We start from the raw sequence: 11,473 nt of genomic DNA on the forward strand, positions 1-11,473 counted from the left end.
CTGAGGATAAATTGACTCGTTGGCGGGCAGCATGGAGTTTAGAGGAAATCGGACAGGGAAACCCTGATGCGATCGCTGGGTTGGTTGAAATTATCCGCACCACTGAGAATGAAAGTACCCGTAGCTTGGCGGTAGATAGTTTAGAGGAAATCGACCCAGGAAATCCAGAGGCGATCGCTGGGTTGCTCGAAATTATCCGCACTACTGAGGATGAAGATATCCGTAGGCTGGCAGCATGGAGTTTAGGGAAAATCCTCGCCACACCGGAAGAATATGCAGGAGTCGTCTCCGCCTTAAAAGACTGCCTCAGCGATGAAGTTTACGAAAACAACTTTGACCTATTCAAGGCATCCTACAAACTCATCTGCAACTGTGCCGAAAACCTCCCCTATCCCGAATTTTATCAACCCTGGCACAATCTCCCCACCACCCCTCATCCCGAAGTGGAAGACAACACCCCCTTTATTCAACAGTGTAACCTCGCCCTTGTCCCCCAAATCCTCAACCAAGCCATCCAAACCCACCCCGTCAACTGCCAAGCCATTTGCATCGATGGCAGCCGCTTCAGCGACCCTAGTAACCCCGCCTTGCAAATCTACACCACCTTGAAAAAAGCCGGATGTCCCCCCAGTCCCGACGGTAAACCCCGTACCATTGCCGAATTACAAGCCTACTGCGAGGATGACCTCAGCGACCATCCAATTGCCCTCATCCTCTACGAAGAACCCACCGACCCACCCCCCCAAGGCTTTGATATCGCGGTACTCAATAAACTCGCCCGCTTTAGCCATCCCCCCATGGCGGTGATTGTCCCCCAACGCCTCCCCGAGTGCCGATTACCGCAATTCCTAGAAAGCGACCCCGATTTGATTGCCCATCTCCTCCAGTGGTTGCAAAACTTGGCACGATGAACCGGTGAAATTAGCATTCAATCCCTGAGCATCGGACATGGCTCTGCTATAACCCGGTTGCGGGAAACTGGGCTATAATTGTTGTTGTTGGTGACACCAAAAGGCGATGGCAGCCACCCCTAAGCTACTACCATATTGATGAGGCTTAGGTGTTCGGTTGTAGGGTATTTTTGCCCAGGGAAATCACTAATTGAATTAGGCGAGATATATGGGTGGGTTTAGCGATCGCCCAAATATTAATGCTCACACAAACCGCGGCCAAAAATAACAGAATAAATGTGGGAGCCATCACCACACCGATCGCAAACCAAGTCCAAACATGAGCCACTAGAACCCCAGCATATAAACTGGCAAATCCCACCATCAATAACATTTGCTGCTGAGAACGTCCCACCGCTGTAAAAATCATCGTTTGCAGAGTCGCGATTAAATTCATGGGGACTAAGAAGGCGCAAATCATCCCACAATTAGCGCGGGAAAATTCGGCGATACTATTGACATCTAAAATCATGGTGTTTTATAATGGTAGAATTTCCTAAAGTGTAGCTGAGTTTTCCCAGGAAATACTGAATCTTTGCCAAAATTTAATCATCTTTTTTCCGTAGGGCTGTTGTCCAAAAATTCGTGAACATCATCAGCATCGCACCTAAAAAAATTATCCCAGCTAATCCCGCTGCGATCGCAGTTTCCCAATCAATGTTTTCCATAGAATGAATATCATGCTATCCGTCTAACCCACACCTTAGCACAAATACCCACCGCCAGAGAACGGGTAATCACCGACCCCCTAGATTCTGTAACATATCTTAATATAGTAAACAGCAACACCTGAAGGACAGATATGGCTACAGAAAATAAAAAAGCACCTTGGGACATCAATCGGTTTGTAAAAACCCTCAACTATTTTGGCGTAATTCCGTTTCTAGGTAGTTGTCGGTGGCTACAGAAGCTATTTGGGGGGGAAGCCAAGCCACCGAGTCCCCCCTCTGAAGTCGTCCTAGTGGTCGGTGCGACGGGGGGAGTAGGTAAGCGGGTGGTTAAACGCCTCCAGCAACAGGGTATCAAAGTAAGGGCCTTGGTTCGAGACCGGAAACGGGGACTAGAAATGCTGGGAAATAAGGTTGATATCATGGAGGCTGATTTAACCATCCCCGAAACCCTTACCCCCCAAGTCATGCAGGACGTGACGGCAATTATTTGTTGTTCAGGAACCCGAGTCCAACCCGTAGAAGGGGATACCCCCACCCGCGAAAAATACTATCAAGGGGTTAAATTTTATATGCCGGAGGTGGTTGATATTCCCGAATTGGTGGAATATAAAGGCATTCAAAATCTGATTAATGCTACCCCTAATACCTTGCGAAATTCTGGTCAAAAAATTCTGTTTGATTTTACCAAGCCAGACGCTGAACTAAAGGCGACTTGGGGGGCTTTAGATGATGTGGTGATGGGGGGAGTTAGTGAAAGTTCCCTGCGACTAATTGGGGATGCTGCTTTATTTACGGGCAATGTTTCGACGGCTAATTCTGGGGGGTTTGTCTCTGTCAGAACTCGGAATTTTGAACCGCCTTTAGATTTATCGGAGTTTGCGGGAATTGAACTGCGGGTGAAAGGAGATGGCAAGCGTTATAAGTTTATTGCCCGCTGTGATGAAAAGTGGGATAGTATTGGTTATTGCTATTCCTTTGATACGGTTTATAATATTCCCATGACTATCAGGATTCCTTTTGAACAATTGATTCCTGTGTTTCGTGCCAAAACCCTTAAAGATAATCCCGGGTTTAACTCAAAATCGGTCTATGCGTTTCAATTGATGCTGAGTAAGTTTGAATATGATGGGGAGTTAAACCCTAAGTTTGAAGCGGGTATGTTTCAACTGCAAATTGAATCGATTAAAGCCTACGGAAATGCGGCTAAACCTCGCCTGGTGATGGTGAGTTCTGCGGGTGTCACTCGTCCGGGAAAACCAGGATTAAATTTAGACGAAGAACCTCCGGCGGTGCGAATGAATGACCAATTGGGAGGTATTTTAACCTGGAAATTGCGAGGGGAAAATGTAGTGCGATCGAGTAATATTCCCTATACGATTATTCGCCCCTGTGCTATGACGGAAGAACCTGGCGGCGAGGCTTTGATGTTCGACCAAGGAGATACTATTAAGGGGAAAGTCAGTCGAGAGGATATTGCGGAACTCTGTATTAAGGCATTAAATCAACCATCTGCTACTAATGTTACTGTGGAGGTGAAGGCTTTGGCTAATGGCGATCGCTCTCCCCACTCGGCACCGGAGTCGGGGTTATTTGCGACTCTCCAACCTGATTAAATATTACCTTACTTAAAGTAGTGAAAGCGGGCGATAATGCCCGCTATTTTATGAGTTAATCGGGTCAATCCTATATATACTGATATATGATGGGTAAACTGATATTAAAAAAGCTGTAATTGCCGGGAATGAGGAAGAAGGGGGACTGATTCACCTAACATAACTTTTTGATGCAGTAAACTTAAATCCTGCTGATTAATCTTGTCTTCCATAAAGCGTAACGAAGAAGTCGCCACATATTCTAAATCTGTCTCAAAAGCCAACCAATGGCGGCATTCCTGTTCAGCCACAAATCCCGTGGTATTAGAACCAGAAAATATATCAACGACTATATCTCCGGGGTCTGTTAAAAGTTGAATAAAAAACTTAGGCAGTTGACTGGGAAAACGTGCAGGATGAGCTTTTAATCCCAAGGCTTTACATCCCCTGAGATATTGGCTATTGGAATCTGTATTAGGAATTTGCAAGAGATTACAAGGAATTGCACCGCCGTTATTTTTAGCAAAGGATTTGCTAATATCATGTCCAGATGGGCGCTTTTTGGCATTATAAAACTTGTCAGGATCAGCCAGCAGTTTTTGCATTCTGGGGCTATAATCAGTCAATACTTTAGTTACATCGGATTTGGGAAATTCCGACTTACTAAACCACCAAACTGTATTGATTGAATCTTTGACCCTAATCTTGCGTTTGTTAACCCATTCTATAGGACTTGGTAACTTGGAAGGATTAAACCAATAAAAATCTTCAGCCAGGAAAAAACCAATGCGATCGCAAAAATAAATAGGAACCCTAAAATTATACAAACTTCTAACAGGTTTTCCCTTTTCATAAGCACCACCTAAATCTAAAACAAAGCTGCCATCATCTTTCAACTTTTGATAGACAACTCTGGCAAATTGGGCTAACCATTCAATATATTCGCTCTGGGTTTTATTTCCATATTCTTTTTGTCTTTGTAGTGCAAAAGGTGGACTGGTTAAGACTAGGTTAATGCTCTGATCAGGAAGCTGATTTAACAATTGCAAAGAATCCCCACAGAATGCAGCCCCCAGACCAGTATAATAACTGGGTTTGCTATTGATTTTTGTGAGATCTAGTGGAAATTTAATCTGTTCTGTGGTCATGATTTATTAATTATGCTACTTATAGTCTGTAGATGTATGGTCATCACTACCTATATTATATAGGATATGTCAGCTATCAGAATATGCCATCTAGTGCTAGAAATATTTTTGCTAAAAGATTAAAGCAAATTCGTAAAATGCGAGGACTTTCCCAGGAAAACCTAGCTGATATAGCAGGTTTACATAGAACCTATGTAGGCTCTGTGGAACGTGGGGAACGTAATGTGTCAATTGACAATATGGAACGTCTAGCTAAGGCGCTTGATGTTGAAATTACTGAACTTCTGAGGGAATAGTAACTATGAAATCTCATCCAGACAAAGCTATTCTTGACGAGTTATTTCCATATATTCAGCAGTATCAAGCACTAGCTACTAAACACGGAATTAATGATATTTTTCAAGATAATGGAGGTAAACTTTTACAGGTAATTTTGGTAACTGGATTACAAATAATACCTGGAAGGGAGGGGAATGATGCTAAAGATGCTGATGGTAATGAATTTGAACTCAAGTCAGTTAATATCGCTCTAACTAAGAGTTTTTCTACTCATCACCACATTAACCCGCGCATAATTGATAAATATAGACAAGTAGACTGGATCTTTGCAGTATACCGGGGAATCAACTTGTTGTATATTTATAAACTTACATCCTCAGACTTAGAATATTTTTATAGGAAGTGGGAAGAACAGTGGTACAGTAAAGGTGGAAAAGATATTAACAATCCCAAAATCCCATTAAAGTACGTTATTGAACATGGACAGCTATTATACTCTATTGACAGTTAGGGGCTATTTTTGATAAGATTAACCCAGCAATGTATGGACTGATAAAACCTCAGAAAATTGTCAGCGATCGCTCTCCCCACTCGGCACCGGAATCGGGGTTATTTGCGACTCTCCAACCTGATTAAATATTACCTTACTTAAAGTAGTGAAAGCGGGCGATAATGCCCGCTAATTTATTATTTATGGAAACTGGGAAAATTAACCTGATATTAAAGAGTTATTCCCGGTTATGGTCTGCCCTAAAATTAGCCCTATTCCACCAAAAACCGGGTTTTAAAATTGTCACAATTCCAGCAAATTGGCAATTAGCGAACATCCACAGAAACTAATGTATCTAGGGGTAATTCCCCACCAATAGCCAGTATCCGATAAACTCCATTTTCTGGTAGCCGGGTAGAAATGTTTTGGGTTCCTGTCTCTAAAATCTTGCCATGAGGACCGGCGATCGCTAATTCGACTCCAAACCCTGTCACTTTCATCATTTGACCCTGGCGACAACGAATAGTTAGGGGTTGAATACTGCGCGCCGATAATGTGAACCCCACAGACCCGTTATATTCCCCTGAACGAATTACAATAGGGCGATCTGGTAAAGAACGATACTTAGATAATTTTTGGTTTATAGTATCGTTAGAATTATCTTTATCTTCTAGTTCGGGTTCTGGTTTGGGTTCTGGTGATGGTCGTTCAATTTGAACCTCAATAGCACAATTGGTAGACTCAATGCGTGGATAAATCATCACCCGATATATTCCAGTTTCCGGCATATTTCCCTGCCAACGACCCGAAGATACAAAGGCTAATTCGCGACCGGAAGGGCTATAAAGTTCAGCTTGCAAAGTTCCCGCCCAAACAATTAGTGTGACTTTTTCTGCTTTGTTAGCAGTGAAAATATAGAGGGTTGGTTGTCCGATATTTTCGCGAATTGTGCCGGATTCTGGCAAAGACAAAATTGGATATTGCATGGTAATTTACCTAATTAAATGTGGTTAAATTTCAGATATACTTTCGAGATGATTGACCTGTTTACATAGACGATCTAATAATTCTGCTAAAAATTGTTGTTCAGATGGGACTATAATTTTAGGCTGCTGTTTACAGGTGCGATCGCTTCGTTGATTGTGTGTTAACATAGATATAACCCCTGTTGCTAAGGTGATTAGTCAGATACTGATGTCTGTGCTTGTCTATGTTTTTACTGTAGGATTAAAACTCTCAAATGTGGCGATCGTAGGTGATACTATCACGACTTACACATCACTACCAGTGTCTTTGTGTTCTATAACCCCCGTTTAGGTAGAGGTCTGGGGGTGGAGTTGACCCCAGGTTATGGACAGTTGCGTAAATGTCATGCGATCGCGGTAGTCAAGGCTAATCAATACATGATATAAATGATATATGCCTCGAGTAAGGAGTGGGTAACTTTGCCACTAGATGAGATAAATTCTTACTCTCAAATTCCTACACAGCCAGAGTTACAGGACTCTGAATATCTGAACAGCAAAGATTGTTTTTGTTGTGTCAGTGAACCTAGAGCAGTCAAAAATCGCATTAACCAGTGTTTAGGCATTGCTAAACGTCACAGCCTACCCGTATCCTTGGCACTAATGGGGATGGAGGGTTTAGATCTGTGTCTCCAACAACAGGGATATCAGAAAACTGATCAGGTGTTAATGGAACTCATCCAAGAAATTCAGGATCACCTACGCGAATGCGACTGGGTAGCCTACTGGGGTAATAATCAATTTGTGATGGTGATTTTCTCGGACCCACCAGGGGCAAAAATTGCGCTCAAACGTATTTGGCAAGCCTTTAAAAGTCGCGAAATTCACTTAGATGATGCGGTAATTACCTGTTCTGCCAGAATAGGTTTTACTCAAGTGCATCATAATGAACACATGAATGCCTGTTTAGAACGCATGGAATCTGCCTTACATAAGGCAAAAACGACAAACAAAGCCTTGGCTTTTTTAGCTTAAATTAGCTCCCCAAAAGTTATGATTAGTGGCATTTACCACAAGCTACCACCACCGCCTTGATGATGCCGATAAATCTGATAATAATACCGATAACTATAAACATGAATCGCTATTCTTTCCTGTAGGATTTGTTGTAGCAAGTTAAGGCGTTTGGTATCAAAATCTGGGGATGGAGAAATCTGCTGTTGTTGTTGGAGAATCGCAAACTGTTGGTTAAGTTGATTAAGGCGATCGCTTCCTGTAGCTTTAATTAATCTTCCAAAGGGAACATAACCTAAAGCCCGATAGATAGGTTTCATGGGAGAATCATCATCATAAAGTAGCATATCCCCCGGAGTTTCAATGCGGATAATATTAGGGATCAAATCGGGATATTGACTAATAAAATTAGCTTGTGCTACAGGTCCAGATCCAAAAACTATAACTTTTAAATTTTCAGGATTAACCCCCGCATCAACTAACATCGCCGCATAGAGAATACTCGACCCACCTAAACTGTGTCCGGTGACGACAATTTCCACATCAGTTTTCGGGTTATTTTGAAGGTCTAGAATATCCTTGATCATCTCTTGGGAAATTTGATGATTAAACACAGAACCGGAATAATCACGGAACCCTTGATGAATTAACGCACCAGCACCAGGATAAAGATGTTCGGGTAAAGCAGAGACAGCGACAGCGATATCGTTGGGGTCTTCTAAGCTAGGATAAAGACCTTTAAACCCAATTACAAATGATACTTTTTCCATACCACCAGGGAGCAATTCTCCCCGGCTTAAAAAAACAGCATAGCCACCCATATGCTGGTCTTTTTCTACCAGAAAGAAATCCGATAATCTTAATCGGGTATTGACTACTTTGATAGCATCAGGTTCAGTTTCATATAGTGCGGCTATATTGGCGATCGCCTGCTGTCTAGCGGCTTGATTTCCAGTGTTCTCCGCCTGAAATAACTCGTAGATTAACTGGGTGGTGAAGTGAGAGGCTTTCCCAATCATTTCGCATTCTCTATTTCCCGACCTACATAGGGACTCAAACTCGGGAGAACTGATCAGGGGTACATTGGCTGAAGATGGTTGACGAATTCCGGTGGCTATAACTAAAGTTGCCACCATTGTTGAATACAGAAATAGCCGTTTTTTCACCATGATAATTTACCCTAAAAAACTGGGTAGTTAATGACTGCTAATACTACCAAATCATCCCGCCACCACCAGTGTTTTTTAACTCATCATTCAAATCAGCGATCGCCATTCCTTTAATCCCTCGACGTTGCAAAGCGTTGGGGGAAATGGTGGGGATATGTTCCTGCAAAAATTGTAACTGAGTGGCATCTAAACTATCAGCCAAAAACTGATTAATCGCCTGTTGATTTAATATACCATTGGCGAATAACATAGATATCTGTTCTCCCGTAGGTGCATTAATAAAAATTTCCTCTTCTGAATGAGGAGCCCTATGATAGCCAATGGTTTGGTCAATGATTCTAAAGACTTCGGTAGTACAATTTATATTCAGGGTATTATACATTTGAGTTAACCCAGCTTGGTGGCTTTTGGTTATAGCATTTAAAAGTAACTGATTTTTTTGTGCTGGGGTTAAATTTAATTGAATTTGTTGAACTTGATTACCGTCTTGAATAATCATCCGTTGAACTCTGGACTCCAAAGAAACCAAACGATAGGCGATCGCAAAATTATCAAAGAAACCCGCCACCAAATCAAAGTTACCCCCCACCACGGCGACAGCTTCCACTGAAAAAATCAGGTCTTTTAGCTGCACGGGGGACTGGGGAGAACCGGGAATTTGAGGAATTAACAGGACCTCGGAACCGGGAGAAAAACGAAATCTTAGTTGGGTATGGGCGGCGGGAATAGGAGATGGGAAATTTTCCAGTTGATAGATAACTTCGGCTACGGAGTTGGGGAGAATTTTAGCGACCCAAAACTGATTTTGGTGACTGACATTAGCTACAGCGATCGCCTCGGGTTCGATACCATATTCAGCCGCCTCAGCAGCAGATAAACGTCGTAGCGATCGCTGGTGACAGGAATTGATACACTGACCCTGATAAATTCCCCGTGGCATTTTAGCTTGAGGGTCAAAGCGATCGTTCAGATCACACCGACAATTAGCATCAGGGAGAGTAGGTCTAGTCTCCACAGCTCTACTAGACAACCCAGGAGTCAACAGGAAAATTGCCGAAGTGAGAGTAAGCAACTTGATCCTGAAAATCTGCCTATTTTTCAAGTATGCAGCCCTCCTAACGCATCGGACACCATTAGAGCTATTATAGCAAAAATCTGGCAACCATCACCTAATAAATTACCCCATCAGGTGAATTGATTAGCAGTGTAACTCGATATCATAATAAATACAGAGTTTAATATGAACTTTTATGCTTAACAAATCTTCACAATCCGCTGATCAAGTAGCCATTTTATTTTTGATAGGCTATCTGATTGTGTCGCTGGCTATAACTTTGGGGTTTCATATCACTGCACATTACACTGAATCTGTCACCAATTCCATGATTGAATCTGATTCTAGTTTAACCCCATAAATGGCTGTAAATGGCTGTAAATCCCATAAAGACCTGTAAATCCAGGAAATTATAACCCTTGACAATAACTCAACAAAATGCTAGTGCAATGAGAAATTGCCCCTAAATGAGCAATCTCAAATCCATGAGTATTTTGGGTAGGAAAACTCAAACAAGCCGCCCTAGAAATATGCCCAAACTTCATAGCAATAGAAGCATCACTACCAAACCCCCGAATAATTGCCGATTGAATCGATACATTTACTCGCTGAGATGCTTTCCGTAATTCAGCATTTAACCCCTCATCATAAATGCCATAACCATCTTGAGATAATAGCACGGGTTTCTCACCAGATTCTATGGGATATTCTGGCGCTAGGGGACAAATTTCTAAAGCAATTAAGGCATCCAGACGGGTGCGATTAGTAAAATATAAAGCGCCGATCGCCCCCACTTCTTCCTTAGCAGAGGCTACCAAATAGACGGTTACCGGAGGATTTTTAATCTGTTTAGCCAACTCTAATAAAATCGCCAAAGAGGCTTTATTGTCGAGGGTATAACTAGCGATATAGTCCCCCATGCGGAAAGGTTTTTTGCGATGTTTTCCTACTACTACACGAGTACCAGGATGCACCCCGGCTGCTTGTAAATCCTGTGGCGATCGCAGAGTTTCTACCCAAGCATCCTCCCAGGTTAACGCCTTCTCAGTCTGAAAAGACTTTTGGGGGGACTCATGGGAAATATGGCGGGAACCAAAGCTAAGAATGCCTGAAATTGTCTGATTATCTCCCCGTAGGTCTACGACTCCCTCACCATAAACCCAAGGAAAAGATCCCCCTAATTTCCGAATCCTGACCCGTCCGTTAGGTTCAATATTATTAACAATAGCGCCTATCTCATCTTTATGTCCGGTAATAGCGATCGCCACATCAGGATTTTGACCAGGTATTTCAGCGATGACATTTTCCGCCTGGTCTTTCCACACCTTCACCCCCAAATCCGAAAAGCGATCGAGCAGGAAGCCATCTATTTCGGACTCGTCGCCACTAGGAGAGTGACACATCACTAACTGTTCAATAGTGGCAAATAGTTGGTCAAATTCCAATTAATCCCCCCTATATGTTATGGATTATTTACTGTCTTTCTTGGGTTTAAAAATCGGCCCCCAAATTCCCAAAAAAATCAACACAATTAAAACTATAAATGCTCGTTCCGAATTCACATCGACCATTGATTGCATATCCATTAGAGGAGGCGGTTCGATAATGGGTGGGTTTAGATCGGGATTTCTATAAAAATCCTGGTAGTTGATCACAGGTCGCAGAGTATAAGGATACTCATGAGCAGGTCGATGGCGGCGAGGTCGATGGTATTGTACCGGGTGAGGATCATGGTGTGGGTGGGGGTCATGGTATCTAGTTGGCTGATCATGTCTAGGTTGTGGATGGGGTCTATGGGGCGGAAATGTATTGCACTCATCAATATAATGATGATGATGAGCAGAAGCCGACCCAACGGACAGAATACTCCCGACCATCGCCAAACCAGTTATGGTCAACAATTGCCACTTTTTCATGATCTACTCCTCACCACCGGATGACAATTGGTAGGGGTCGAAAGGAAAGTCACCTTTCCCAACTCCCATTCAAAACCGTGCTTGATACTTTCACATCACACGGCTCCTGATGTGGATACCCTATTTTGTCAGTAGGAACAGGGTTACTACCCCCTGCTTTATGACTTCAACTTTAGGAGCTATATACACCACGTAGTCTTTAAACTCGCTCACGGTCGTAAGCAC

Annotated in this window: 14 protein-coding genes; 5 read left to right on the top strand and 9 right to left on the bottom strand. The window is 42.7% G+C overall.

Going from position 1 to position 11,473, the window contains the following annotated elements; all coding sequences use genetic code 11:
* Positions 1-911: HEAT repeat domain-containing protein (locus tag ACTIE0_RS17990; RefSeq protein ID WP_439516948.1), on the top strand; the 911-nt coding region annotated here is incomplete at its 5' end.
* A 145-nt stretch (positions 912-1,056) separates the two neighbouring features.
* On the opposite strand, the gene ACTIE0_RS17995 is transcribed toward ACTIE0_RS17990, so the two are convergent.
* Both ACTIE0_RS17995 and ACTIE0_RS18000 read right to left on the bottom strand, forming a co-directional pair.
* Positions 1,057-1,422 carry a hypothetical protein gene (locus ACTIE0_RS17995; protein WP_006623966.1) on the bottom strand — a complete coding sequence of 122 codons (366 nt, stop codon included), beginning with the start codon at positions 1,420-1,422 and terminating at the stop codon, positions 1,057-1,059.
* Between the two features lie 73 nt (positions 1,423-1,495).
* A complete protein-coding gene (locus ACTIE0_RS18000; RefSeq protein WP_006623967.1) occupies positions 1,496-1,618 on the bottom strand; it encodes a Z-ring associated ZapG family protein in 123 nt (40 codons plus the stop codon).
* A gap of 134 nt (positions 1,619-1,752) precedes the next feature.
* Between ACTIE0_RS18000 and ACTIE0_RS18005 the strand changes: the two genes are divergently transcribed.
* Positions 1,753-3,234 carry a CIA30 family protein gene (locus ACTIE0_RS18005; protein ID WP_006623969.1) on the top strand — a complete coding sequence of 494 codons (1,482 nt, stop codon included), beginning with the start codon at positions 1,753-1,755 and terminating at the stop codon, positions 3,232-3,234.
* 104 nt (positions 3,235-3,338) lie between these two features.
* On the opposite strand, the gene ACTIE0_RS18010 is transcribed toward ACTIE0_RS18005, so the two are convergent.
* On the bottom strand, positions 3,339-4,361 hold the full coding sequence (locus ACTIE0_RS18010) for a DNA-methyltransferase (protein WP_006623970.1): 1,023 nt from the start codon (positions 4,359-4,361) through the stop codon (positions 3,339-3,341).
* An 83-nt stretch (positions 4,362-4,444) separates the two neighbouring features.
* On the opposite strand from ACTIE0_RS18010, the gene ACTIE0_RS18015 reads away from it, so the two are divergent.
* The gene (locus ACTIE0_RS18015; protein WP_006623971.1) at positions 4,445-4,657 is read left to right on the top strand and encodes a helix-turn-helix domain-containing protein; all 213 of its coding nucleotides are present in this window, start codon (positions 4,445-4,447) and stop codon (positions 4,655-4,657) included.
* A gap of 5 nt (positions 4,658-4,662) precedes the next feature.
* The gene (locus tag ACTIE0_RS18020) at positions 4,663-5,151 is read left to right on the top strand and encodes a PDDEXK family nuclease (RefSeq protein WP_006623972.1); all 489 of its coding nucleotides are present in this window, start codon (positions 4,663-4,665) and stop codon (positions 5,149-5,151) included.
* 305 nt (positions 5,152-5,456) lie between these two features.
* Here the strand turns inward: ACTIE0_RS18020 and ACTIE0_RS18025 are convergent, their stop codons facing one another.
* Positions 5,457-6,116, bottom strand: coding sequence for a hypothetical protein (locus ACTIE0_RS18025; RefSeq protein WP_006623974.1), 660 nt, complete (start codon positions 6,114-6,116; stop codon positions 5,457-5,459).
* Between the two features lie 24 nt (positions 6,117-6,140).
* Positions 6,141-6,284 carry a hypothetical protein gene (locus ACTIE0_RS18030; RefSeq protein WP_006623975.1) on the bottom strand — a complete coding sequence of 48 codons (144 nt, stop codon included), beginning with the start codon at positions 6,282-6,284 and terminating at the stop codon, positions 6,141-6,143.
* Between the two features lie 291 nt (positions 6,285-6,575).
* On the opposite strand from ACTIE0_RS18030, the gene ACTIE0_RS18035 reads away from it, so the two are divergent.
* Entirely contained in the window at positions 6,576-7,130 is a 555-nt protein-coding gene (locus ACTIE0_RS18035) for a GGDEF domain-containing protein (protein WP_231296334.1), read from the top strand.
* 32 nt (positions 7,131-7,162) lie between these two features.
* Here ACTIE0_RS18035 and ACTIE0_RS18040 read toward each other — a convergent pair whose 3' ends face one another.
* The 4 genes from ACTIE0_RS18040 to ACTIE0_RS18055 form a co-directional block, all read right to left on the bottom strand.
* Positions 7,163-8,278: a lipase family protein gene (locus tag ACTIE0_RS18040; RefSeq protein ID WP_006670868.1), complete on the bottom strand. Its 1,116-nt coding sequence runs from the start codon at positions 8,276-8,278 to the stop codon at positions 7,163-7,165.
* 43 nt (positions 8,279-8,321) lie between these two features.
* Complete coding sequence (locus ACTIE0_RS18045) at positions 8,322-9,350, bottom strand: lipoprotein N-acyltransferase Lnb domain-containing protein (protein ID WP_231296335.1); 1,029 nt, start codon at positions 9,348-9,350, stop codon at positions 8,322-8,324.
* Positions 9,351-9,742: 392 nt separating this feature from the next.
* Positions 9,743-10,777, bottom strand: a complete 1,035-nt coding sequence (locus ACTIE0_RS18050) for a M42 family metallopeptidase (protein ID WP_006623981.1) — start codon at positions 10,775-10,777, stop codon at positions 9,743-9,745.
* Positions 10,778-10,801: 24 nt separating this feature from the next.
* Positions 10,802-11,248 carry a hypothetical protein gene (locus ACTIE0_RS18055; RefSeq protein ID WP_006623982.1) on the bottom strand — a complete coding sequence of 149 codons (447 nt, stop codon included), beginning with the start codon at positions 11,246-11,248 and terminating at the stop codon, positions 10,802-10,804.
* Positions 11,249-11,473 lie beyond the last annotated feature (225 nt).

The sequence above is a fragment of the Limnospira sp. genome (assembly GCF_051859755.1).
Classification (GTDB): Bacteria; Cyanobacteriota; Cyanobacteriia; order Cyanobacteriales; family Microcoleaceae; genus Limnospira; species Limnospira fusiformis.

Excerpts from the sequence above, each read along its gene's own strand:
- ACTIE0_RS17995 (WP_006623966.1), bottom strand. The coding sequence starts at position 1,422 with ATGATTTTAGATGTCAATAGTATCGCCGAATTTTCCCGCGCTAATTGT.
- ACTIE0_RS18000 (WP_006623967.1), bottom strand. The coding sequence starts at position 1,618 with ATGGAAAACATTGATTGGGAAACTGCGATCGCAGCGGGATTAGCTGGG.
- ACTIE0_RS18005 (WP_006623969.1), top strand. The coding sequence starts at position 1,753 with ATGGCTACAGAAAATAAAAAAGCACCTTGGGACATCAATCGGTTTGTA.
- ACTIE0_RS18010 (WP_006623970.1), bottom strand. The coding sequence starts at position 4,361 with ATGACCACAGAACAGATTAAATTTCCACTAGATCTCACAAAAATCAAT.
- ACTIE0_RS18015 (WP_006623971.1), top strand. The coding sequence starts at position 4,445 with ATGCCATCTAGTGCTAGAAATATTTTTGCTAAAAGATTAAAGCAAATT.
- ACTIE0_RS18020 (WP_006623972.1), top strand. The coding sequence starts at position 4,663 with ATGAAATCTCATCCAGACAAAGCTATTCTTGACGAGTTATTTCCATAT.
- ACTIE0_RS18025 (WP_006623974.1), bottom strand. The coding sequence starts at position 6,116 with ATGCAATATCCAATTTTGTCTTTGCCAGAATCCGGCACAATTCGCGAA.
- ACTIE0_RS18030 (WP_006623975.1), bottom strand. The coding sequence starts at position 6,284 with ATGTTAACACACAATCAACGAAGCGATCGCACCTGTAAACAGCAGCCT.
- ACTIE0_RS18040 (WP_006670868.1), bottom strand. The coding sequence starts at position 8,278 with ATGGTGAAAAAACGGCTATTTCTGTATTCAACAATGGTGGCAACTTTA.
- ACTIE0_RS18055 (WP_006623982.1), bottom strand. The coding sequence starts at position 11,248 with ATGAAAAAGTGGCAATTGTTGACCATAACTGGTTTGGCGATGGTCGGG.